At 59.7% G+C, this 22,248-nt stretch carries 22 protein-coding genes and 1 tRNA gene; 1 reads left to right on the top strand and 22 read right to left on the bottom strand.

The window, feature by feature from the left end; translation table 11 throughout:
• Positions 1–17 precede the first annotated feature (17 nt).
• The 14 genes from rpoB to BM225_RS06375 all read right to left on the bottom strand — a co-directional run bounded on the left by rpoB (position 18) and on the right by BM225_RS06375 (position 13,178).
• Positions 18–4,154, bottom strand: coding sequence for a DNA-directed RNA polymerase subunit beta (rpoB, locus tag BM225_RS06440; RefSeq protein WP_072708131.1), 4,137 nt, complete (start codon positions 4,152–4,154; stop codon positions 18–20).
• Positions 4,155–4,395: 241 nt separating this feature from the next.
• Positions 4,396–4,776, bottom strand: a complete 381-nt coding sequence (gene rplL / locus BM225_RS06435) for a 50S ribosomal protein L7/L12 (RefSeq protein WP_072708133.1) — start codon at positions 4,774–4,776, stop codon at positions 4,396–4,398.
• A gap of 76 nt (positions 4,777–4,852) precedes the next feature.
• Positions 4,853–5,371 (bottom strand): 50S ribosomal protein L10, encoded by a 519-nt coding sequence (gene rplJ / locus BM225_RS06430; RefSeq protein ID WP_072708135.1) that lies wholly within the window; start codon positions 5,369–5,371, stop codon positions 4,853–4,855.
• A 233-nt stretch (positions 5,372–5,604) separates the two neighbouring features.
• Positions 5,605–6,303: a 50S ribosomal protein L1 gene (gene rplA, locus BM225_RS06425; RefSeq protein WP_072708137.1), complete on the bottom strand. Its 699-nt coding sequence runs from the start codon at positions 6,301–6,303 to the stop codon at positions 5,605–5,607.
• Positions 6,303–6,728: a 50S ribosomal protein L11 gene (gene rplK / locus BM225_RS06420; RefSeq protein ID WP_072708139.1), complete on the bottom strand. Its 426-nt coding sequence runs from the start codon at positions 6,726–6,728 to the stop codon at positions 6,303–6,305. The genes rplA and rplK overlap by 1 nt, the downstream gene beginning before the upstream one ends.
• Positions 6,729–6,829: 101 nt before the next feature.
• Positions 6,830–7,360 carry a transcription termination/antitermination protein NusG gene (gene nusG / locus BM225_RS06415; protein ID WP_072708141.1) on the bottom strand — a complete coding sequence of 177 codons (531 nt, stop codon included), beginning with the start codon at positions 7,358–7,360 and terminating at the stop codon, positions 6,830–6,832.
• Positions 7,361–7,559: 199 nt separating this feature from the next.
• Entirely contained in the window at positions 7,560–7,757 is a 198-nt protein-coding gene (gene secE, locus BM225_RS06410; protein ID WP_072708143.1) for a preprotein translocase subunit SecE, read from the bottom strand.
• A gap of 96 nt (positions 7,758–7,853) precedes the next feature.
• The gene (locus BM225_RS06405) at positions 7,854–8,684 is read right to left on the bottom strand and encodes a hypothetical protein (RefSeq protein WP_092464009.1); all 831 of its coding nucleotides are present in this window, start codon (positions 8,682–8,684) and stop codon (positions 7,854–7,856) included.
• A gap of 31 nt (positions 8,685–8,715) precedes the next feature.
• Positions 8,716–8,791, bottom strand: a tRNA-Trp gene (locus BM225_RS06400).
• Positions 8,792–8,808: 17 nt separating this feature from the next.
• The gene (locus BM225_RS06395) at positions 8,809–9,486 is read right to left on the bottom strand and encodes a CatB-related O-acetyltransferase (RefSeq protein ID WP_083595741.1); all 678 of its coding nucleotides are present in this window, start codon (positions 9,484–9,486) and stop codon (positions 8,809–8,811) included.
• Between the two features lie 114 nt (positions 9,487–9,600).
• A complete protein-coding gene (locus tag BM225_RS06390; RefSeq protein WP_072708146.1) occupies positions 9,601–10,587 on the bottom strand; it encodes a zinc transporter ZntB in 987 nt (328 codons plus the stop codon).
• A 116-nt stretch (positions 10,588–10,703) separates the two neighbouring features.
• Positions 10,704–11,879 (bottom strand): elongation factor Tu, encoded by a 1,176-nt coding sequence (gene tuf / locus BM225_RS06385; RefSeq protein WP_092464006.1) that lies wholly within the window; start codon positions 11,877–11,879, stop codon positions 10,704–10,706.
• A gap of 176 nt (positions 11,880–12,055) precedes the next feature.
• On the bottom strand, positions 12,056–12,727 hold the full coding sequence (locus BM225_RS06380; protein WP_072708151.1) for a hypothetical protein: 672 nt from the start codon (positions 12,725–12,727) through the stop codon (positions 12,056–12,058).
• A 100-nt stretch (positions 12,728–12,827) separates the two neighbouring features.
• Complete coding sequence (locus BM225_RS06375) at positions 12,828–13,178, bottom strand: DMT family transporter (RefSeq protein WP_245780431.1); 351 nt, start codon at positions 13,176–13,178, stop codon at positions 12,828–12,830.
• Positions 13,179–13,230: 52 nt separating this feature from the next.
• On the opposite strand from BM225_RS06375, the gene BM225_RS06370 reads away from it, so the two are divergent.
• Positions 13,231–14,604 (top strand): cytochrome P450, encoded by a 1,374-nt coding sequence (locus tag BM225_RS06370; protein WP_072708155.1) that lies wholly within the window; start codon positions 13,231–13,233, stop codon positions 14,602–14,604.
• 450 nt (positions 14,605–15,054) lie between these two features.
• On the opposite strand, the gene pheT is transcribed toward BM225_RS06370, so the two are convergent.
• From pheT to pyk, 8 genes are all read right to left on the bottom strand, one after another.
• The gene (gene pheT, locus BM225_RS06365; protein ID WP_072708157.1) at positions 15,055–17,451 is read right to left on the bottom strand and encodes a phenylalanine--tRNA ligase subunit beta; all 2,397 of its coding nucleotides are present in this window, start codon (positions 17,449–17,451) and stop codon (positions 15,055–15,057) included.
• 74 nt (positions 17,452–17,525) lie between these two features.
• Positions 17,526–17,906, bottom strand: coding sequence for an SMU1112c/YaeR family gloxylase I-like metalloprotein (gloA2, locus tag BM225_RS06360; RefSeq protein WP_072708159.1), 381 nt, complete (start codon positions 17,904–17,906; stop codon positions 17,526–17,528).
• Positions 17,906–18,190: a YrhK family protein gene (locus BM225_RS06355; protein ID WP_072708161.1), complete on the bottom strand. Its 285-nt coding sequence runs from the start codon at positions 18,188–18,190 to the stop codon at positions 17,906–17,908. Before BM225_RS06355 ends, gloA2 begins: the two co-directional genes overlap by 1 nt.
• A gap of 63 nt (positions 18,191–18,253) precedes the next feature.
• Complete coding sequence (gene pheS / locus BM225_RS06350) at positions 18,254–19,327, bottom strand: phenylalanine--tRNA ligase subunit alpha (protein WP_092464003.1); 1,074 nt, start codon at positions 19,325–19,327, stop codon at positions 18,254–18,256.
• A gap of 393 nt (positions 19,328–19,720) precedes the next feature.
• Positions 19,721–20,086 carry a 50S ribosomal protein L20 gene (gene rplT, locus BM225_RS06345; protein WP_072708165.1) on the bottom strand — a complete coding sequence of 122 codons (366 nt, stop codon included), beginning with the start codon at positions 20,084–20,086 and terminating at the stop codon, positions 19,721–19,723.
• A gap of 12 nt (positions 20,087–20,098) precedes the next feature.
• A complete protein-coding gene (rpmI, locus tag BM225_RS06340) occupies positions 20,099–20,299 on the bottom strand; it encodes a 50S ribosomal protein L35 (RefSeq protein WP_072708167.1) in 201 nt (66 codons plus the stop codon).
• Positions 20,300–20,413: 114 nt separating this feature from the next.
• Positions 20,414–20,644 carry a hypothetical protein gene (locus BM225_RS06335; RefSeq protein ID WP_245780430.1) on the bottom strand — a complete coding sequence of 77 codons (231 nt, stop codon included), beginning with the start codon at positions 20,642–20,644 and terminating at the stop codon, positions 20,414–20,416.
• A gap of 35 nt (positions 20,645–20,679) precedes the next feature.
• Positions 20,680–22,137 (bottom strand): pyruvate kinase, encoded by a 1,458-nt coding sequence (pyk, locus tag BM225_RS06330; protein WP_072708168.1) that lies wholly within the window; start codon positions 22,135–22,137, stop codon positions 20,680–20,682.
• Positions 22,138–22,248: the final 111 nt, after the last annotated feature.

Below are 22,248 nucleotides of genomic sequence, written 5' to 3'. Positions count from 1 at the left end.
GCAAGGGGCAGAGCCCCTTACTCGTCCTCCTCCGAGTCCAGGAGTTCCATGTTCAGGCCGAGGCCGCGGACTTCCTTCACCAGAACGTTGAAGGATTCGGGCACGCCGGCCTCGAAGTTGTCCTCGCCCTTGACGATGCTTTCGTAGACCTTGGTACGGCCTGCCACGTCGTCCGACTTGACGGTCAGCATTTCCTGCAGGGTGTATGCCGCGCCGTATGCTTCCAGCGCCCACACTTCCATCTCACCGAAGCGCTGACCACCGAACTGCGCCTTACCACCCAGCGGCTGCTGAGTAACGAGGCTGTACGGACCAGTCGAACGCGCGTGGATTTTGTCGTCCACGAGGTGGTGCAGTTTCAGCATGTACTTGATGCCAACAGTGACCTTGCGGGCAAACTGTTCACCAGTACGGCCGTCAAACAGAACCGACTGACCCGAAGTGTCAAAGCCGGCACGCTTGAGTGCGTCGTTCACGTCTGCTTCTTTGGCGCCGTCGAAGACCGGTGTTGCGATCGGAACACCGCGGGTGACGTTTTGCGCACGCTCAACGAGCATGCCTTCGTCCAGACCCTCGAGGCCCTCTTCGTACACTTCGTCGCCGTAAGCGATCCGGAGTGCTTCGCGAACCGGAGTCAGGTCGCCCGAACGACGGTACTCTTGCAGAGACTCATCGATCTGGACACCAAGGTTACGCGAGGCCCAACCCATGTGACACTCAAGAATCTGACCGACGTTCATGCGCGAAGGCACGCCGAGCGGGTTCAGACAGAGGTCAACGGGGGTACCATCAGCCAAGAAGGGCATGTCTTCGATCGGGATAACCTTCGAGACAACACCTTTGTTACCGTGACGACCGGCCATCTTGTCACCGGGCTGCAGCTTGCGCTTCACCGCGATGAACACTTTGACCATCTTCATGACGCCCGGGGGCAGATCGTCGCCGCGACGGACTTTCTCGACTTTGTCCTCGAAACGGGCATCCAGCGAACGCTTCTGAGCGTTGTACTGTTCATGCAGCGCCTCGACGATCTGTGCGTCGGCCTCGTCTTCCAGCGCCAGCTGCCACCACTGACCACGGCTCAGGCTGTCCAGCAGCTCCTCGGTGATTTCGCTGTTGGGGCGAACACCTTTGGGGCCTTTGACGGCAACTTTGCCCATGATCAGCTTGTGCAGACGGGCGTAGATGTTGCGGTCCAGAATGGCCAGCTCGTCGTCACGGTCACGTGCCAGACGCTCGACTTCTTCACGCTCGATTTGGAGGGCACGTTCGTCCTTCTCCACACCGTGGCGGTTGAAGACGCGCACTTCTACAACAGTACCGTAGTCACCCGGGGGCAGACGCAGCGAAGTATCACGAACGTCCGACGCCTTTTCACCAAAGATCGCGCGGAGCAGCTTTTCTTCGGGGGTCATCGGGCTTTCGCCCTTCGGAGTGATCTTGCCAACCAGAATGTCGCCCGGTCCAACCTCGGCGCCGATGTAAACGATGCCAGCCTCGTCGAGGTTACGCAGCGCTTCTTCACCGACGTTCGGGATGTCGCGAGTGATTTCTTCCGGCCCAAGCTTGGTGTCACGGGCAGCGACTTCGAATTCCTCGAGGTGAACCGAGGTGTAGACGTCATCACGGACGATACGCTCAGAGATCAGGATCGAGTCTTCGTAGTTGTAGCCATTCCAAGGCATGAAGGCCACGACGACGTTTTTGCCGACTGCCAGTTCGCCCATCTCGGTCGCAGGACCATCGGCAACCACTTCGCCCTTGCCAACAACGTCGCCCACCTTGACCAGCGGACGCTGGTTGATGCACGAGTTCTGGTTCGAGCGCTGGAACTTGCGCAGACGGTAGATATCTACGCCCGGATCGCCAACTTCCAGATCTTCGGTTGCGCGAACAACGATACGCTGCGCGTCCACTTGGTCAACGACACCTGCACGCTTGGCCATGATGGCCGCGCCGGAGTCTCGAGCAACGATCTCTTCGATACCGGTGCCGACCAGCGGAGCCTCTGCCTGAAGCAGCGGCAGCGCCTGACGCATCATGTTCGAGCCCATCAGTGCGCGGTTCGCGTCGTCGTTCTCGAGGAACGGGATCAGCGATGCCGCGACAGAGACCAGCTGCTTGGGCGAAACGTCGATCAGGTCAACGTTCTCGGTTGGCTGCAGGGTGTAGTCGCCCGACTGACGGGTCGAGACCATTTCCTGAACAAACTTCGCGTTCTCGTCGAGTTCCGCGTTCGCCTGCGCAACGGTGTGGCGCATCTCTTCGGTGGCCGACAGGTACACGACATCGTCGGTCACCTGACCCTCCACAACCTTGCGGTAGGGGGTTTCGATGAAGCCGTACTTGTTGACGCGCGCAAAGGTTGCCAGCGAGTTGATCAGACCAATGTTCGGACCTTCCGGCGTCTCAATCGGGCACATACGGCCGTAGTGAGTTGCGTGAACGTCGCGAACCTCGAAGCCTGCGCGCTCGCGGGTCAGACCGCCCGGTCCAAGCGCCGAAAGACGGCGCTTGTGCGTCACTTCGGACAGCGGGTTGGTTTGGTCCATGAACTGCGACAGCTGCGAAGAGCCGAAGAATTCACGAACAGCCGCCGCTGCGGGCTTCGCGTTGATCAGATCTTGAGGCATGACGGTGTCGATTTCGACCGACGACATACGCTCTTTGATCGCGCGCTCCATGCGGAGCAGACCCACACGGTACTGGTTTTCCATCAGTTCGCCAACCGAACGCACACGACGGTTGCCGAGGTGGTCGATATCGTCCACTTCGCCGCGTCCGTCACGCAGCTCGACTAGAGCCTTGATGCACGAGATGATGTCTTCCTTGCGGAGCGTGCGCTGGGTGTCCTCGGCATCGAGGTTCAGGCGCATGTTCATCTTCACGCGGCCAACAGCCGACAGGTCGTAACGCTCAGAATCGAAGAACAGCGTGTCGAACAGAGCCGACGCCGCTTCGACGGTCGGCGGTTCACCCGGACGCATGACGCGGTAGATATCCATCAGCGCGGTTTCGCGGTTCAGGTTCTTGTCGTTCGCCATGGTGTTGCGGATGTAAGCACCCACGTTCACGCCATCGATGTCCAGAACGGGGATCTCGGTGATGCCCGCTTCCAGCAGCTCTTTGATCGAACCACCGGTGACGTCGCCGTCTTTGTCGACTTCCCAAGTCAGCTCATCACCAGCTTCGACGTAAATCGCACCGGTTTCTTCGTTGATGATGTCCTTGGCGACAAACTTACCAACGATGTGATCGAACGGGATCAGAAGGTCGGTGATTTTGCCTTCGTCGATGATCTGCTTGACGGCGCGGGGCGTCATTTTCTTGCCCGCTTCGCAGATGATCTCGCCGGTGCCCGCGTCTACCAGATCGTATGCGGGACGGGTGCCACGCACGCGCTCGGGGAAGAACTTGGTGACCCAACCACGGTTCTTCTCGAGGGTGTAGGTTACGGTGTCGTAGTATGCGTCACAGATGCCTTCCTGATCCAGACCCAGTGCATACAGCAGGGTGGTCACGGGAAGTTTGCGGCGACGGTCGATACGGGCAAACACGATGTCCTTGGCGTCGAATTCGAAATCGAGCCACGAGCCGCGGTAGGGGATGATGCGGCAAGCAAACAGCAGTTTGCCGGACGAGTGGGTTTTACCCTTGTCGTGGTCAAAGAACACACCGGGCGAACGGTGCATCTGGCTGACGATCACGCGCTCGGTGCCGTTCACGATGAACGTGCCGTTGGGTGTCATCAGGGGCATATCGCCCATGAACACGTCTTGTTCTTTGATGTCTTTGACCGATTTTGCACCGGTATCTTCATCAATATCAAACACGATCAGACGCAGCTTCACCTTCAAAGGTGCGCTGTAGGTCATGTCGCGCTGCTGACATTCGTCTACGTCGTATTTCGGCTTTTCCAGCTCGTAATCGACGAATTCGAGAATCGCGGTTTCATTAAAGTCTTTGATCGGGAATACCGACTGGAAGACGCCTTTGATGCCTTCGCCGTCCAAAGGCTGCGGCTGGTCGCCGGACTTCAGGAACAGGTCGTAGGAGCTTTTCTGAACCTCAATGAGGTTCGGCATTTCCAGAACTTCGCGGATTTTGCCGTAATAACGACGCAGGCGTTTCTGGCCGAGGTAGGACTGAGCCATGGAGCGATCTCACCTTTCGTTTCTCATGCGGTTGCGCGCACCGTCGGGCCCCGGTCGCACACCCAAGAGACAGCGTGTTCTGGATCCATGCCTGGCCACCGTCCCACCGGCAGCCTCCCGATCCTTTGAACCTCGCCTTAGAAAAAGGTTTACCGAAAACCTTTTGCTGAGACAGGTTCAGCAGGGCTGAGAAAACCTCAACCCTGCTGCAAATCCAACCCGGAAGATCTCCGGGACAGGATTACTTGAGCTCGACTTCTGCGCCAGCTGCTTCCAGCTTGGCTTTGATGTCTTCTGCTTCTGCTTTGTCGACGCCTTCTTTGACGGCTTTTCCGCCAGCTTCGACCAGCTCTTTTGCTTCTTTCAGGCCCAGACCGGTGATGCCGCGAACTTCTTTGATCACGTTGATCTTCTTGTCGCCTGCCGACTTCAGGATGACGTCGAATTCGGTCTTTTCTTCAGCAGCTGCGCCGCCTGCATCGCCTGCGGGACCGGCCATCATGACTGCGCCGCCAGCTGCGGGCTCGATGCCGTACTCGTCCTTCAGGATGGTTTTCAGTTCTTGTGCTTCCAGCAGGGTCAGACCAACGATCTCTTCTGCGAGTTTCTTCAGATCAGCCATTTTTGACTCTTTCCGTATGTATATAAGATGTGTTCCAGCGTCAGGTATACAACCCTACGCGGCTCTCTTGATTGCGTTACGCGGCTTCTGCCTTGTCTTCGATGGTCGACAGGATACCGGCAATGTTCGAAGCAGGTGCGCCAATTGCACCGGCGATGTTCGAAGCGGGGGCGCCGATACAACCAACGATCGAGGCAATAAGCTCCTCGCGCGAAGGCATTTTCGACACGGCTTCAACACCGGCACGGTCCAGAGCGTTCTCACCCATCGCACCACCAAGGATCTGGAACTTGTCGTTCCCCTTGGCGAAGTCCTCGGCGACCTTGGCTGCTGCCACGGGGTCTTCCGAGAAGGTCAGAACGGTCATGCCCGAGAGGTATTCTGCCATGCTTGCGCAAGGCTTACCCTCCAGAGCGATCTTGGCGAGCCTGTTCTTGGCAACACGTACCGACGCATCCGCCTCACGTGCACGTGCACGCAGGTCTTGCATCTCCGCAACCGTGAGACCCTCGTAGTGTGCAACCACTACGACGCCAGAGCTTTCAAAGATCTGGCCGAGTTCCTCGACCACCTTCTCTTTTTGTGCTCTATCCACAGTTTTACTCCAAGTTTGGGGTTTCCCCCGGCTCATGTTTGCCCCGGCTTACACCAGAGCGTCGGGTCCGTTTCAGGGGTCCCGAAGCCAAGATCCTCTGAGGCTAGGCCCCATACGGAATTCTTAGTTCGTTCCCCATCTCAGAAAGGCGGATATTAAGCCCCGAAAGGCACCCTTCGTCTCGGACAGGACAGGGCCGTGATGGCCCCGCCATCCAGCTCGCGCTGGAATTCTTAGCTGGCTGCGACGTCCGAAACGTCAACAGATACGCCGCCGCCCATGGTCGAGCTGATCGATACCTTCTTGATGTAGGCACCTTTTGCACCGGCGGGCTTCGCTTTTGCGACAGCGTCGACGAATGCTTTGACGTTCTCGACGATCTTGGCTTCGTCGAACGACGCTTTGCCAACACCGGCGTGAATGACACCAGCTTTTTCAACTTTGAACTGAACCTGACCGCCCTTGGCATCAGCAACAGCTTGTGCAACGTCCATGGTCACGGTGCCGACTTTGGGGTTCGGCATCAGGTTACGGGGGCCCAGAACTTTACCCAGACGGCCAACGATGGGCATCATGTCGGGGGTCGCGATGCAGCGATCGAAATCGATGGTGCCGCCCTGAATGGTTTCCATCAGGTCCTCTGCGCCAACGATATCTGCGCCAGCTGCTTTTGCTTCGTCGGCCTTGGGGCCACGAGCGAATACAGCAACGCGAACGGTTTTGCCGGTGCCGTTGGGCAGGCTGACAACACCGCGAACCATCTGGTCAGCGTGACGGGGGTCAACGCCGAGGTTCATCGCGATTTCGATGGTTTCGTCGAATTTGGCGGTGGCGTTTGCCTTTACCAGTGCGACGGCTTCTGCGACTGCGAGGTCTTCTTTGCCAGCAAAGGCTTCGCGGACGGCGCGGGTACGTTTACCAAGCTTAGCCATTACTTTACCTCGATGCCCATCGAACGGGCCGAGCCCATGATGATTTTCATTGCCTGCTCAACGGTGTTCGCGTTCAGGTCTTTCATCTTCGCTTCTGCGATTTCACGAACCTGCTTCGCAGTTACCGAACCAGCAGTTGCGCGACCGGGGGTCTTGGAACCACCCTGAAGCTTTGCTGCCTTCTTCAGGTAATAAGACGCGGGGGGCGTCTTGATTTCCATGGTGAAGGACTTGTCCTGGTAGTACTGGATCACGGTCGGGCACGGCGCGCCGGGCTCCATTTCCTGCGTCTTGGCGTTGAACGCCTTGCAGAATTCCATGATATTGATGCCGCGCTGACCCAGTGCGGGGCCGACGGGCGGAGAGGGGTTCGCTTTGCCCGCAGGCACTTGCAGCTTGAGGCTGCCGATCAGTTTCTTAGCCATTTGGCTCTTCCTTTTTCCAACACCTTCAGGACGCGTCCGTCAGGCTGTCTGTTGTCGCGGTGTGGCTCAGGGCCGCGGCCCCTCCCCTCCCGCGGGGACACTCAGAGTTTGGTAACCTGAGTGAATTCCAGTTCGACCGGGGTCTCGCGACCAAAGATCGATACGGTGACCTTCAGACGCTGGTTGTCGTCGTCCACCTCTTCGACCATCCCGTCGAAATCCTCGAACGGGCCGTCGTTGACTTTGACCTTCTCACCAACCTCGAAGCGCAGCAGGGTGCGGGGAGCTTCTTCGGTTTCCTGAACGCGGTTCATGATCGTGTTGACTTCCGAATCACGCATGGGCAGCGGACGCCCCTGCGGACCCAGGAAACCGGTCACGCGGTTGATCGAGGATACCAGGTGGAACGTCGCGTCGGTCAGCTCCATACGCACCAGCACGTAGCCGGGCATGAAGCGGCGCTCGGTTGTCACCTTCTTGCCCCGGCGCACTTCGATCACCTCTTCGGTGGGCACCAGAACTTCTTCGACCAGGTCTTCCAAGCCCTTCTCGGCAGCCGACTGTCTGATTTGTTCGGCGATCTTTTTCTCGAAGTTCGAGAGAACGCTCACCGAATACCAACGCTTCGCCATTTGGGCCTCTGTCTCGTTTCCTCAGCGATTCACCACAAGGGCTTCACGCAAAATTCCGTTTAATTCCCGCGACTTAATCGCAGTCAGTCCAATAAAAACAGGCGCGGGCTTCGAATCGCCACACGCCACACATAGGACAGTGAAGCGCCTATTACTCCCCCGAGCGCAGAAATTCAAGGCTTAAGGGAGCGAAAGCGGTTTAGCTTACCGCAGCAAGCAGGCCCTGAAGGCCAAAGCGGATCACCAGATCCACCAGAAAGAAAAACACAGCAAAGAGCGACGCCATAATGAACACCATGACGGTGGTCAGCATGACTTCCTTGCGGGTCGGCCACACGACTTTCGCGATCTCGGCGCGGGTCTGTTGGACGAACTGGAGCGGATTGGTGTTGGCCATCGGGTCCTCACTTTACTGGCGGGTCACATACGCCCTAAGCCCACAGAGTTCAAGTCTGGTAGACGTCTGGTTCACGTATGGCTGACGTCATGACGTTCAGCGGCGCAAAAGGGTCACGTTTTCCAGATCCATGATCCGGTTAAGGTCCGCCTCATAGGCCGTACGGCTGGCGGCCAGCACAGATTTGGACCACGGCTGGAACTTGTCCTCTGGGCCGCGCACGGGAAATTTCGCCTTGGCCATGCGCGCGGATTTCTGCGGCTCTGGCCGGTCCGGGCCCTCTTGTTCGAGAATGGCGATCGCCGCCCCCGAAATCGAGGCATTCACACGGTTCTCGATCGGGTCAATCTCGGCGCCCTCTCCGAGCATCTCTTCGATGATCCGGGGAAAGAGGCCGGCGTATTCCTCTTGGGGCCAGACGACCACGCGATTCGTCTCTGCCAGCTCTGCCACCAGATCGGACCAGCGCAGCTTCTCGGGGGTCTTGGCACCGCAGAAGGCCGCGATGCCATCGCAGGCTTTGCCGTTGAACACCTCGTGGGCATAGAGCGAGGCGAGCCACGTCGCCGGATCGCGCACCGCCATGAACAGGGTCACATCCGCACCTTCGAGTGCCTCGGTGATCGCGGCGATCTTCTTGGCCCCTTGGGGATAGAGCGGTTTGCGCGCGGTCGCCTTGAACTGCGGCCCCATCAGGTTCTCTTCGGAGATGACAAGCTCGTCACAATCGCCCGCCATATCGGGGGCCGTCTGCCCCTTGGCGATGCGATTCTTCAGGGGGATGCCATCTTTGCGTAGGTCTTTGGGACCAAGGAAGCAAACCTCCCACTCCGCAAGCTGATCCGCAGCGGCCTCAAGAGACTTTTGCAGATGGGTCGAGGCTGTCTTGTGTGCGCCGATGTGCAGAGAAACTGGGATGGTTGTCATTTCGCGTTCCAATGTGGTGGCGAAATCGGCCTGGCAGGGGCATCAGGGTTCGAACCCGAGACCTACGGTTTTGGAGACCGTCGCTCTACCAGCTGAGCTATACCCCTTCAGGCCGTGACGCTGTCTAATTCGACGTCGAATGGTTTGCAAGACTGAATTCGCGATGAATTTCACGAAGAGCGGGAATATCCGGCCTCTCTAACGCGGGTCGGGCGGCGGTGATGGCTTCGGGTGGCCAATCCCACCACACCAAGTCCTGTAGCGCCTGCGTGGTTTCCGGATCAAAGCGATGGCGGACCACTTGCGCGGGGTTGCCTGTGACTATGGTAAAATCAGGGATCGTGCCGCGCACCACGGCCCCTGCCCCGATGATCACCCCATTCCCGATTCGCGCACCGGGGCAGATGATCGCCCCGTAGCCGATCCAAACATCATGGCCGATGATGGTGTCGCGGGTGTCGGGCGGGGTCATGCCGGACTTGTCCGCGTCAAAGGTGCCAAAGGGGTACGTGGTCAGCCCGTCCATCGCGTGATTGGCCGAGGCGGTGACAAAGGTCACGTTCAGGGCGATCTGGCAGAAACGGCCGATGCGCAGGGTCTCTAGCGAGAACGGAAAGAGATAGGGCGCCAGCGTCGCGGCCCAATCGTCCGGCGCATCAAAGCGGCTGGCATAGGTGTAGTCGCCCACGATGAAGCGCGGGTTGTCGATCACATTTTTGAGGAAAACGGTGCCATGATGGCGGGTGCCATCGGGCAGGATCACGGGGTGGGTGTCTGTGGACACAGCAAAGGGAACAGGCATGCGGCCCTCCTGAAAAGATCTGTTTTGAGAAACGGGTCAGTTCAGGTGCTTGGTCATGGCCCTCACTCCGGTTGGATGCGTGCAGGCTAGCACGCTGGGGGATGGCTGGCTAGGTCAGCGGCGGCGACCGATCCAGCGCAGCCACATCAGGCCGCCGATTTGCAGGATGACGATGCCGACGCAGGCGAGGCAGAGATAGAGAAAGGCGTTTGAGTTCTGGGTGCCCGGCATGCCCGCCACGTTCACCCCGAAAAGGCCGGTGATGAACCCCAGCGGCAGAAAGACCACAGAGGCCACGGACATAACGAACATGTTCTTGTTCAGACGGTCCGAGAGCTGGCCCGACAGCTCTTCGCGCAGGACCATAGTTTGATCGCGCAGCTCCTCCATATCCTCGACGATACGGGTCATCTTGATGGCTTCTTCCTCGATCTCGCGGCGGGTGTTGGCGTCAATAAAGGGGGTGTCGGCGCGGGTGATGTCGCCAAGGACGTCGCGCTGGGGGATCAGGAAGCGGAGCGCGGCGATCACCTGCAGGCGCATATCCACGACCGAGCGGCGCAGGGATTCGGAGCCTTCGAGGATCACGGCGTCCTCTAGGGTTTCTGCCTCTTGGTCGAGGGTGCGTTGGAAGTTCCCGATGCCGCCCACGAGGTATTCGATGAGTTGGAACAGAAAGGCACCGGCGGTTTCGGGGCCGCGGCCTGCGCGAATGTCGGCGTCCAGCTTCTCGATCGAGCGGACGCGCTTGCGCGAGATGGTCACGATGCGGTGGGCGTCAATGTACATCCGGACAGAGACCATGTCTTCGGGGTCTTCGCCCTCGTTCCAGTTCATGCCGCGCAGAATCACGATCATGCCGTCGCCCATGCGGCTCATGCGCGGGCGGGTATCGACGTCCAGCAGAGCCTCGGCGGCTTGGGGGTCCAGATAGTCGAGGTGGCGCATGATCCAGTCCTCGGCGGCGGCGTGGGTGCCGCTGAGATGCACCCAGCCCAAGGTCTCTTCGCGCAGGGTGTGGATCAGGGTGGCTTCGTCACAGATGCCCCGATCAGGGCCGTTCAGAATATGGGCAAGGAGGATCGGGCTCTGGTCGGTCATGGCAGTCCTGTGGTCATAACAAGTCAGGGATTAACGTTACTGGGCCGGTTTTCGATCCCTGAAAAGCAAAAAGGCCGCCCGAAGGCGGCCTTTCCATAATTCGGGGCGAGCCCAAATTACGCGAGGATTTTCGAGACAACGCCCGAACCAACGGTGCGGCCACCTTCGCGGATCGCGAAGCGGAGGCCTTCTTCCATCGCGATCGGCGCGATCAGTTCTGCCGACAGCTTCAGGTTGTCGCCGGGCATAACCATCTCGGTGCCCTCGGGCAGGATGCAGGTACCGGTGACGTCAGTGGTACGGAAGTAGAACTGCGGACGGTAGTTCGCGAAGAACGGAGTGTGACGGCCGCCTTCTTCCTTGGTCAGAATGTAGACCTCGGCTTCGAACTTGGTGTGCGGGTTCACCGAACCGGGCTTACACAGAACCTGACCACGCTCAACAGCTTCACGGTCAACGCCGCGCAGCAGGGCGCCGATGTTGTCGCCTGCTTCACCGCGATCCAGCAGCTTGCGGAACATTTCAACACCGGTACAGGTGGTGGTCTGGGTGTCCTTGATACCCACGATCTTGATCGATTCGCAAATGTTGATCACGCCACGCTCAACACGGCCGGTCACAACGGTACCACGACCCGAGATCGAGAACACGTCTTCGATCGGCATCAGGAAGGGCTGGTCAACAGCGCGCTCGGGCTCGGGGATGTAGTCATCCACAGCAGCCATCAGCTCTTTGATCTTGTCTTCGCCGATGTTCGCGTCACGGCCTTCCAGTGCGGCCAGAGCCGAACCTGCAACGATCGGAATATCGTCGCCGGGGAAGTCGTATTCGCTGATCAGTTCGCGGATTTGGTTTTCGACGAGCTCGAGAAGCTCTTCGTCGTCAACCTGGTCAACTTTGTTCATGAACACGACCAGCGCGGGAACGCCAACCTGACGCGCCAGCAGGATGTGCTCGCGGGTCTGGGGCATCGGGCCGTCTGCTGCGTTCACAACCAGAATGCCGCCGTCCATCTGCGCCGCACCGGTGATCATGTTCTTCACATAGTCAGCGTGGCCGGGGCAATCGACGTGCGCGTAGTGACGGTTTTCGGTCTCATACTCAACGTGTGCGGTCGAGATGGTGATGCCGCGTGCCTTTTCTTCGGGCGCGCCGTCGATCTGGTCGTACGCTTTGAAGTCACCGAAGTACTTGGTGATCGCTGCGGTCAGAGTGGTCTTACCGTGGTCAACGTGACCAATGGTGCCGATGTTGACGTGCGGTTTGCTACGCTCAAACTTTTCCTTTGCCATCGATGGCGCCTCGTAGTTGGGGGGGCAGCCTGCCCCGGTTCAGCATCGCGGGCGATGTATTGGACGCACAGAAGAAAATCAAGCGTCAGATGACATAGAGAACGCGAGAAGCGGGGTTGTGTCGTTGTCGCACCGGTCGCAGGGGGGGATTTTCGATGATCCGCCCTTGGGTTGGCCTATTCGGCGGCGATTTCCGCAGGCGCGATCTCTGGGTCTTCGATCACCGGAGTTTCAGCGGTGTCTTCGCCCTCTGCCTCTGGCGCTTCGGCGGTTTCGGCGCTCTCTTCGCGGTCATCGACATAGGGTTCGACCGGCGGGACATCGAGGCCGAACTCCTCGATGTTGTTTTTCAGCCAGTTCTCGATGCGCTTGGCCGCGTTGTAAGACAGATTTGCCATCTGCTCTTCGCGGGTCTGGGTCAGGCCGGACCCCACGATGTTTTTGCCGTTCAGCGATTCGAGCGCCATGATACGCTCTGGCGCGTCGTTAACCTTTTCGCCCTTTTCGTCGTCCCAGAGGGTGACGTTCAGGATGACGACCGATTTCGGCGCCAGCACCAGCGGGATGCCGGTCTGCGCGACCACGTAGCCATCGACGCTGATCCCGAGGTGGTAGAGCTTGTCGCCCTCGTAGCGTCCAAAGCGGTCAGAGATCGCAGCGCGCATGGTATCCACCCACTCTTCGGGGGCGACATCACGGGACAGCGGCCCCTGCACAGGATGGGGCGCCACGACCACATTATGCCCCAGGCGGAAATGCCCCAGAGGGACCGGCGGCTCTTCGAGATCGGATTTGCTGCCGCAAGCGGCAAGGATGCAAAGCATGGCGATGGCAAAGAAACGGGTCATATGGGCTCCGGTCGCGTGTTCGCAGAGGGGGATAGCCCGAATACCGCCACAGTAGCAACGCTTGATGCCCTGCTTACATCTATGGCGGCACCGGCGCGGGTCAGTGGCCCGCCGAATTCGAGAAGATGAAGATCGTCATCACCCCTGCCAGAATCATGCCGATCCCCAACAGGGCGGGCAGATCCAGACGGTCGTGGAACACCACCCAGCCCACAAGCGAGATGAGCACGACGCCAAGGCCGCTCCAGACGGCATAGACAATTCCGACGGGCAGCACGCGTAGGGCAATCGTCAACAGATAAAAGGCCATCAGGTAGGACACTGCGGTCAACAGGGTCGGGCCGAGCTTGGTAAATTCTTCGGTGCGTTTGAGCGCCGAGGTGCCGATGACCTCGCAGACAATCGCCGTGGCCAACGCCAGATAGGGCAGCATGAAAACACCTTTCGTCATTGCCAGAGGGACCGCCTCGGCTACATCCTAGCCGGAAGAGGAGAGGTTCAAAATGGTCCAGTCCGACTTTCCAGTTCGCGTCCCCTTGGTGACAGAACCCATGGGTGTGTTGAAGAGTTTGCAGACCGCGCGGCGCAATGTCTTGGAGATTCTGCCCGAAATCGCGACACGTCAGCCGATGGTGTCGGGTCGCACGGGCAAGCGTTGGCATATGGTCATGGACCCCGACGCGCTGAACACGATCCTGCGGGACAAGCTGGCGGACTATCCGAAATCCACGGTGACCAAGGACCTGCTGCGCCCCGCGATTGGCGAGAGCCTGTTTATCGCCGAGGGGCAGGAATGGCTGTGGCAGCGGCGGACGGCGGCACCTTCGTTTTCGCATCGGCATGTGATGGCTTTGGCCCCCGTGATGTCGGCTGCGGCCGAACGGGCTGTGCAGCGGCTCGAGGCTGCGGCAGGCAAGCGCGCGGTGAACATGTTCGACGAGATGGTGCAGACCACGTTCGAGGTGATCTCGGATGTGACCTTTTCGGGGGACGAAGGGTTCGACCGCGACGGCGTGCATCACGCGATTGAGGCATACATCCAGAGCACTGCCAAGATTTCGCTGGGGGATATGCTGGGGCTGCCCAGTTGGGTGCCACGCCTGAGCCGGATTCGCAGTGGCGGCGCGCTGACCGATATGCAGCGCGTGGCAGACGAGGCGATCCAGCGCCGCCGTGCCTCTGGGCAGCCGAATGCCGCGCCCGATCTGCTGGACCTGCTGCTGGCTGGGGCGGACCCCGAATCTGGCCGACAGATGTCGACCGAGGAACTGCGGGACAACCTGCTGACCTTTATCGTGGCCGGGCACGAGACGACGGCGCTGTCCCTGTCGTGGGCCCTGTATCTGGTGGCGGGCGATCCGCGGGTTCAGGACTTGGCCCGCGCCGAGGCGCAGTCGGTGCTGGAGGATCGTGTGGCAGGGGCCGAGGACGTGCCCAACCTGCCCTACATCCGGCAAATCGTGGACGAGGCGCTGCGGATGTATCCGCCGGCAGCGTTGGTATCGCGGACGGCGCGCAAGGCGGATCGGCTCTGTGGGCGCGAGGTGCGGCCCGGAGATACGGTAATGATCCCGATTTATGCTTTGCACCGTAACAACCTGCTCTGGGACGATCCGGATGCGTTCCGGCCCGAACGGTTTGCCGACCGCAAGGCGATTCGGCGCTACGCCTATCTGCCGTTCGGGGACGGTCCGAGGATCTGTATCGGCGCGAGCTTCGCTCAGACTGAGGCTGTGATCATTTTAGCGACGTTACTATCGCGCTATCGGTTTGATCCTGTACCCGGTCGCGACCCGAAACCAGTTATGATTCTCACCTTGCGTCCTGAAGGTGGAGTTTGGCTGCAACCAGATGTCGCAAAGGCGAATCAACCCTAGCGTGTTAGCCTATCAAATATGCATGATCGAGATGTGAGCAGGTCGGAAACACTGTGTCTAAAACTACCATCGAACTATCACTTCGGTATATGGCGCTGTTTTATAAACGAAAATTCTTAACCTCTTATTAAACATTTCGATCAATACTCGCGATTTATAGTTGCCAATAGACTTTCGATAGCGTATCGTCTTTCGTATAGTTGAAGTACTTTTTAGCATGTTTTGCTGGGGCTCCTCGGACTTCGTGAGTGGTGGTCGGATTTAGGAGCCCCAGTTATTACCTTCAACGCCCCTCCCCAATAGGTAGTGTAATCGTCAGCTCAACTTGCCTGATATCGCAAGCCATTTTAGTTGCAACCTGTTACTATTTGAGACTCTGTCGACCCAACGAAAAAGCGCCACCCTTTGCAGGGCGGCGCTTTTCGCTGTTCTGGGGACTGTCGCGTCCGGTTAGCCGCGCAGGGTGGCTCCGGTCGCCTTCTGAACCTTTTCCACGATCTTGGTGCTGATCGCCTCGAGGTCTTTTTCCTTGAGCGTTGTCTCAGTCGGTTGGATGCGCACGGTGATGGCGAGGCTCTTTTTGCCCTCACCCAGCGAGCCGCCGATGAATTCGTCGAACACGCGGACCTCTTCGATCAAGGCCTTGTCGGCACCTGCGGCGGCGTTCACCAGCGTCAGCGCCTCGACATTCGCGTCCACGACAAAGGCGAAGTCACGCTCGACCGCCTGCAGGTCGCTGACCTTGAGCGCGGCGCGAGTCGTCGCGGCCTTGCGCGGCAGCGGGATTTCGGCGGGCCAGATGGTAAAGGCCACGGCGGGCCCTTTGACGTCCATCGCGTCCAGCACTTTGGGGTGCAGTTCGCCGAACACTGCTAGGGTCTTTTTCGGACCAAGGCAGATGCGACCCGAGCGGCCCGGGTGGAACCACTCGGCGGTGTCGCGCATGATCTGGACCTTGGCGGGCGCGCCGATGGCCGACAGGATCGCCTCGACGTCCGCTTTGGCGTCGTAAACATCAACGGGGCGCGAGGCGCCGTGGGTGTCCTTGGGGCCCGTCCGACCGACGAGGATACCGCTGATCTGGGTGTGCTGCTCGCCCGGTTCACCGCCGTGGAAGGCAGGGCCGCATTCGAACAGGGCCAGATCGTTGAACCCGCGCGCTTGGTTCCGGCTGGCCGCAGCCAAGAGGCCGGGCAGCAGGTCGGGACGCATGTGGCTCATTTCCGAAGAGATCGGGTTTTCCAGACGGGTGGCATCGGTGCCGCCGCCGAACAGAGCCGCCTGCTTGCCGTCGATGAAGCTGTAGGTCACGCATTCGTTGTAGCCGAGGCTGGCAGCGGTGCGGCGACCGATGCTTTCGCGCTTCTGCATCGGGGTCAGGATCTGCTTGGGCACGTCGGTCGTCATGCGGGGCAACGGCTTGCCCACCAGCTTGGTGAGCGAGGCCATGCGAGCGACTTCTTCGACCAGATCGGCTTCGCCCAAGACGTCGGGACGCCAGCTGGGCACGTGGGCCATGTCGCCTTCCATGACGAAGCCAAGCGCCTCGAGGGTCGCGCGCTGGGTTTCAGCGGGGATTTCCATGCCAACAAGGCTCTGGCAGCGGTCGGTGTCGAGCTTGTAGGCGCGGGAATGGTCGGGCAGTTCGCCGGCCATGACCACTTCAGACGCCTCGCCGCCGCAGAGATCAAGGATCATCTGGGTCGCGGCCTCTAGGCCTTCGGGGGTCCAAGCGGGGTCGATGCCGCGCTCGAAACGGTAGCGCGCATCGGAGTTGATCTTGAGCGCGCGGCCCGTCAGCGCGGTGCGGACAGTGTCAAAGAACGCAGCTTCGAGGAAAACATTGGTCGTCTCGTCGGTGCAGCCAGAGGGCAGACCGCCCATGACACCCGCGATGGATTCAACGCCGTTGTCGTCGCTGATCACGGTCATGCCGGGCTGCAGCGTGTACTCTTTTTCATCCAGCGCAACCAGTGTTTCGCCGCCCTGAGCCGCGTGAACGCGCAGGTTGCCAGCAACTTTGTCCGCGTCAAACACGTGCAGCGGGCGGTTGCGGTCGTAGGTGAAGAAGTTGGTGATATCGACCAGAGCCGAGATCGGGCGCAGGCCGATGGCGCGCAGGTAGTCTTGCAGCCATGCAGGCGACGGGCCGTTTTTCACGCCTTTGATCACGCGGCCGTAGAACACGGGGCAGCCCGCCAGCGCGTCATCGTCGATGCTGACGCTGATCGGGCACGGGAAGGTGCCAGCCACGGGGCTCACGGGTGCGGGCTTTAGCGTGCCAAGACCGCGGGCGGCCAGATCCAGCGCGATGCCGCGCACGCCAAGGGCATCGGGACGGTTCGGGGTGATGGCGATCTCGATCACGGGATCAACCTTGGCCGGATCGTTTTCTGCCAGCCAGTCGGTGAACTTCTGACCGACATCGCCCGAGGGCAGTTCGATGATGCCGTTATGCTCGTCCGACAGCTCCATCTCGCGCTCGGAGCACATCATGCCATAGCTTTCGATGCCACGGATTTTGCCGACGTTGATGGTGATGTCGATGCCGGGAACATAGGTGCCGGGCTTGGCCACTACGACGGTGATGCCTGCGCGGGCGTTCGGCGCGCCGCAGATGATTTGCAGTTCGCCATCATCGGTGGCGACGGTGCAGACGTTCAGCTTGTCCGCATCGGGGTGCTTCTCGGCGGTCAGCACCTTGCCGATGGTAAAGGCACCCAGTTTCTCGGCAGGGTTTTCAACGCCTTCGACCTCGAGGCCCAGATCGGTCAGGGCATAGAGGATCTCGTCCAGAGTGGCCGAGGTATCGAGGTGTGACTTGAGCCAGGACAGGGTGAACTTCATCGCCGCGCGCCTTTATTTGTCAGGTTTCATTCGAGGCACGGCATAGCCCATAGGGCGGCAGGGGGAAAGAGGGGTTAGGCCTCGTATAGTTCGAGCGGCAGGCCATCTGGATCGGCAAAGAAGGTAAACTGCTTGCCGGTCAGGGAATCGGTGCGGATTTCTTCGACCTCTACGCCTTGGGCTTCAAGCTGCTGTTTGGTTTTGGCCACATCGGCAACGGTGAACGCCAGATGCCGCAGGCCCTGCGCTTCGGGGTAGCTGGGGCGCGCGGGGGCATCTGGAAAGCTGAAGAGTTCGATCTGCGCGCCTGCCAGCGCAATATCCAGTTTCCAGCTATCACGCGCCTCGCGGTAGGTTTCCGCGATGATCTGCCCGCCGAGGATGTCGGTGTAAAAGGTTTTAGACCGCGCGTAATCGCTGGCGATGATCGCCACGTGGTGGATGGACTGCAGCATCAGGTCTCCGTTTCGCCGAGGGCCAGCTTCTCGAACTTGCCCATACGATAGAGCTGGATTTCGCGGACCAACCGGATCGTCGGCTTGGCGCAAAAACAGAGCGATCCGAGGACGAAAAGCCAGATCGCCGCCGTCTCCAGCGATTTCCAGAAGAAAAGAACAGAGCCCACGAGAAACAGGATCGCCGCCGCGAAATCCACCAGCGTGTGCAGCAATTCATACCGCGCGTACAGGCGTTCGGACTCGGGGCTACGGGTGCGGTTCTGACTGTGAAAAAGAGGCATTGGCAATCCTTTGAAACGAAAACAGGGCAGAGCTTAGCGCCCTGCCCTGCTGTTTCAATCGCCTCAGCGGCTGAGGCCGCCGTGCAGTGTCGGCACATCCAGCGCCGAGAAACCATAATGGCGCAGCCAGCGCAGATCCGCGTCAAAGAAGGCCCGCAGATCGGGGATGCCGTATTTCAGCATGGCCAGACGGTCGATCCCGAGACCAAAGGCGAAGCCCTGCCACTGGGTCGAGTCGATGCCCGCGTTTTCCAGAACCTTGGGGTGAACCATGCCCGAGCCACCGGCTTCGAGCCAATCATCGCCCTCTCCCAGCTTCAACTGGCCATCAACCCACGAACACCGGAAGTCGATCTCGGCCGAAGGTTCGGTGAAGGGGAAGTGCGAGGCGCGGAAGCGAACTTCGACCTCGTCCACCTCGAAGAAGGCGGCGGCGAACTGCTCGAGCACCCACTTGAGGTTGGCCATCGAGATGTCCTTGTCGATCGCCAGACCTTCGATCTGGTGGAACATGGGGGTGTGGGTCTGGTCATAATCCGAGCGGTACACACGTCCGGGCGCGATGATGCGGCAGGGCGCGCCATGCTTTTCCATATGACGGATCTGCACGGGGCTGGTGTGAGTGCGCAGCACGTGGGGCGGACGATAATCGCCCTCGGCACGGTGGGTGTAGAAGGTGTCCATCTCGGCCCGCGCGGGGTGGTGGCCGGGGATGTTCAACGCATCGAAGTTGTACCAGTCGCTCTCGATCTGAGGCCCTTCGGCCACCGAGAAGCCCATGTCAGCGAAGATTGCGGTGACCTCTTCGGTGACCTGGCTGATCGGATGGATTGATCCCTGACGCTGTGGACGAACAGGCAAGGTCACGTCCAGCCACTCGGCTTTCAGACGGGCGTCCAGCGCGGCGTCGGCCAGAGCAGCCTTCTTCGCGGCCAGTGCTGCATTGATCTCGTCCTTCAAAGCATTCAAAGCGGGGCCCGCGACCTGACGCTCTTCGGGGGTCATTTTGCCAAGCTCGCGCATTTTCAGGCTGATCTCGCCCTTCTTGCCGACGGCAGCCAGACGCACCTCTTCGATGGTGGCTTCATCACCAGCGGCCGCGATGGCCTCGATATATTTCGCGCGCAGATCGTCCATGACACCCTCCTTGGCTTTGGGCGCTTGCTACCACAAGCGGGGCGGGACGCAAGAGTTTGGAGAGGATAGCGGCGGCTTCGCGGTTGGGAGACGTGAGTATTTTTACAAAGCAGAAAGGCAAGTCACGCTCTGCCCGCCAGCTCTTCCAAAGAAATCAGACAACAGGCAGAGCGCTTTCAGCTTTGACGGCCATCGGCTCTCCAGCCTGTACCGTAGCGTTATGATGCGCCTGAACACCTTAAAACTTCGTTGTCTTTCTGCTTTGCAAAAATACTCAAAAATCCAATGCGCGCCAAAAGAACCAACGGGGTCAATAACGCGGTTTCCCTCGACAAACGAAAACGCGGGCCCACTAGGACCCGCGTTTCAATTCTGGTGTCTCGTGGAACGAGATTAGGCTGCCAGAGCGCCTTTTGCCTGATCAACGATCGCGCCGAAGGCCGCGGGCTCGTGAACGGCCAGATCTGCCAAGACCTTACGGTCAACTGCGATGCCAGCTTTGTTCAGGCCGTTGATGAAGGCCGAGTAGGTCAGGCTCTCATCATGTGCACGGACGGCTGCGTTGATACGCTGGATCCACAGGGCGCGGAAATTACGCTTACGGGCCTTGCGGTCACGGGTTGCGTACTGGTTCGCCTTGTCGACGGCCTGTGCTGCAACCTTGAAGGTGTTCTTGCGGCGGCCGTAGTAACCTTTGGCCTGCTTGATGATCTTCTTGTGACGGGCGTGGGTGACGGTACCACCTTTTACTCGGGACATTCCGTTCTCTCCTTAGCGCGCGTAGGGCATGTATTTTTTCACGATCTTCTCGTCGGGAGCCGACAGAGTCGTGGTACCACGGGCGGTACGGATGAATTTGGTGGTACGCTTGATCATGCCGTGACGCTTGCCGGCCTGGCCAGCAATCACGCGACCATTCGCGGTCACTTTGAAGCGCTTCTTGGCGCTCGATTTTGTCTTCATCTTGGGCATTTCCGTCTCCTTCAATGCAGGTTCGGTCCGAACGCGACTCGGCATGCCACTGAGGCCGGTCGCGCGGTTAGAGCGCGCCCTATACAAGGGCATCATGTTTAGCACAAGGCTAAATCAGTGCAGGTATCGCCCGATCACAGAGGCGAACGCTGCGGGGACATCGCCGACGTCATATCCGTTTGGATGAGTCTTGAGCGCGTAGACCAAAGACACCCCCGAGAGCACGATGGCAATCATTGCCACCCGCGGGGTGCGCCCGTCGATATACGCGGAAACGATGCTCGGAACGGCGAAGGCCCCGATAACGAGGCCTACAACCAATGCCAGATCTGTGTCGATTCCCATTTACCCACTCGCAACTGTAACAGTTGCTAAATGGTTTATTCGGGATCGGTGTTAAAAATCAAACGCTCTTCGCAGGGAGCGACGCGCAAGATGTTCGTGGAACCCGTCACATTGAAGGGAACGCCCGCTGTAACGACGATATGGTCCTGCTCGGTCGCGTAGCCTTCGGAGCGGGCTGCGCGCACGGCAGAGACCACTGCCATCTTGAAGCGATCCACCTCTTTGGTGTTGATCGGCTGAACGCCCCAAGACAGCGCCAGACGGCGTGCGGTGCGCAAAAGCGGGGTGAGCGCGATGATCGGAACCATGGGGCGCTCGCGCGAGGTGAGCAGCGCGGTGGTGCCGGTCTGGGTGAAGCACGAAATCGCTTTGATCTGAGCGGTTTCCGCGATCTCACGCGCCGCAGCCACGATGCCGTGGGCGATACCGGTGCCGCGCATGGGGGCGGTGCCGCCACGCGATGCGGTGATGACTTCGCGCCATGTGTCGTCGCCTTCGACTTCGCGGGCCACGTTATCCATGGTTTTGACCGCTTGCTCGGGGTACTGGCCCGCTGCCGATTCGGCCGAGAGCATGATTGCGTCGGCGCCTTCGTAGATGGCGGTTGCCACGTCCGACACTTCGGCGCGGGTGGGCATGGGGCTGTCGATCATCGATTCCAGCATCTGCGTCGCAACAATCACGGGCTTGGCAGCAGCGCGGCACTTGCGAACCAGACGCTTCTGGATCGGGGGCACGTTCTGGACAGGCAGTTCGACGCCAAGGTCACCGCGGGCAACCATGATGCCATCCGACGCGTCGAGGATTTCCTCGAAGGACGAGACAGCCGAGGGCTTCTCGATCTTGGACAGGACGGCGGCACGGCCCTGCACAAGTTCGCGGGCTTCCCACACGTCTTTGGCACGCTGAACGAAGGACAGAGCGATCCAGTCCACACCCAGCGAACACGCGAGTTCCAGATCGCCGCGATCCTTGTCCGACAGAGCGGCCAGCGGCAGAACCACGTCAGGGACGTTCACGCCCTTGCGGTTCGAGATGGTGCCGCCGGTGATGACTTCGCAGTCTGCCGATTCGCGGTCGCAGCTTTCGACCTTCAGACGGATTTTGCCGTCATTGACCAAGAGGTGCGCGCCGGGCTCGAGCGCGGCGAAAATTTCGGGGTGCGGCAGGCACACGCGGTCGATGGTGCCTTCGGTCTCGTCCAGATCGAGGCGGAACTTTGCGCCTTCTTCCAGATCCTCGGACCCGTTCGCGAACACGCCCACACGCAGCTTCGGACCCTGAAGGTCAGCAAGGATGGCGATGGGGCTACCCAGATCTTCTTCGACTTGGCGAATGATCTTGTGGCGTTCTGCAATTTCTTCGTGGCTGCCGTGGCTCATGTTCAGACGGAATACGTCTGCACCAGCCTCGTGCAGTTTGCGGATCATGGCGTAATCGTTCGAAGCCGGCCCAAGGGTGGCCACGATTTTCACTTTGCGGTGGCGTCTCATAATACGGCCCTCCTCCTTCACGGTATAAACCGGCGCATCTCATGTTATCGCTAACGTCAGCCGCGTTATGCCCTAACATGGCCTCTGGGGCAACAGGTTGCTGCTTCAATA

The organism is Donghicola eburneus (assembly GCF_900115865.1).
Lineage (GTDB): Bacteria > Pseudomonadota > Alphaproteobacteria > Rhodobacterales > Rhodobacteraceae > Donghicola > Donghicola eburneus.
The sequence above is the reverse complement of the archived record's forward strand: the minus strand, read 5'-3'. Positions and strand labels throughout refer to the sequence as shown.

Excerpts from the sequence above, each read along its gene's own strand:
- rplL (WP_072708133.1), bottom strand. The coding sequence starts at position 4,776 with ATGGCTGATCTGAAGAAACTCGCAGAAGAGATCGTTGGTCTGACCCTG.
- gloA2 (WP_072708159.1), bottom strand. The coding sequence starts at position 17,906 with ATGCTGCAGTCCATCCACCACGTGGCGATCATCGCCAGCGATTACGCG.
- BM225_RS06395 (WP_083595741.1), bottom strand. The coding sequence starts at position 9,486 with ATGCCTGTTCCCTTTGCTGTGTCCACAGACACCCACCCCGTGATCCTG.
- rplT (WP_072708165.1), bottom strand. The coding sequence starts at position 20,086 with ATGTCCCGAGTAAAAGGTGGTACCGTCACCCACGCCCGTCACAAGAAG.
- BM225_RS06370 (WP_072708155.1), top strand. The coding sequence starts at position 13,231 with ATGGTCCAGTCCGACTTTCCAGTTCGCGTCCCCTTGGTGACAGAACCC.
- rplK (WP_072708139.1), bottom strand. The coding sequence starts at position 6,728 with ATGGCTAAGAAACTGATCGGCAGCCTCAAGCTGCAAGTGCCTGCGGGC.
- pheS (WP_092464003.1), bottom strand. The coding sequence starts at position 19,327 with ATGGACGATCTGCGCGCGAAATATATCGAGGCCATCGCGGCCGCTGGT.
- pheT (WP_072708157.1), bottom strand. The coding sequence starts at position 17,451 with ATGAAGTTCACCCTGTCCTGGCTCAAGTCACACCTCGATACCTCGGCC.
- pyk (WP_072708168.1), bottom strand. The coding sequence starts at position 22,137 with ATGAGACGCCACCGCAAAGTGAAAATCGTGGCCACCCTTGGGCCGGCT.
- BM225_RS06405 (WP_092464009.1), bottom strand. The coding sequence starts at position 8,684 with ATGACAACCATCCCAGTTTCTCTGCACATCGGCGCACACAAGACAGCC.
- BM225_RS06375 (WP_245780431.1), bottom strand. The coding sequence starts at position 13,178 with ATGACGAAAGGTGTTTTCATGCTGCCCTATCTGGCGTTGGCCACGGCG.
- BM225_RS06380 (WP_072708151.1), bottom strand. The coding sequence starts at position 12,727 with ATGACCCGTTTCTTTGCCATCGCCATGCTTTGCATCCTTGCCGCTTGC.
- nusG (WP_072708141.1), bottom strand. The coding sequence starts at position 7,360 with ATGGCGAAGCGTTGGTATTCGGTGAGCGTTCTCTCGAACTTCGAGAAA.
- tuf (WP_092464006.1), bottom strand. The coding sequence starts at position 11,879 with ATGGCAAAGGAAAAGTTTGAGCGTAGCAAACCGCACGTCAACATCGGC.
- BM225_RS06335 (WP_245780430.1), bottom strand. The coding sequence starts at position 20,644 with ATGGGAATCGACACAGATCTGGCATTGGTTGTAGGCCTCGTTATCGGG.
- BM225_RS06355 (WP_072708161.1), bottom strand. The coding sequence starts at position 18,190 with ATGCCTCTTTTTCACAGTCAGAACCGCACCCGTAGCCCCGAGTCCGAA.
- rpmI (WP_072708167.1), bottom strand. The coding sequence starts at position 20,299 with ATGCCCAAGATGAAGACAAAATCGAGCGCCAAGAAGCGCTTCAAAGTG.
- rpoB (WP_072708131.1), bottom strand. The coding sequence starts at position 4,154 with ATGGCTCAGTCCTACCTCGGCCAGAAACGCCTGCGTCGTTATTACGGC.
- rplA (WP_072708137.1), bottom strand. The coding sequence starts at position 6,303 with ATGGCTAAGCTTGGTAAACGTACCCGCGCCGTCCGCGAAGCCTTTGCT.
- BM225_RS06390 (WP_072708146.1), bottom strand. The coding sequence starts at position 10,587 with ATGACCGACCAGAGCCCGATCCTCCTTGCCCATATTCTGAACGGCCCT.
- secE (WP_072708143.1), bottom strand. The coding sequence starts at position 7,757 with ATGGCCAACACCAATCCGCTCCAGTTCGTCCAACAGACCCGCGCCGAG.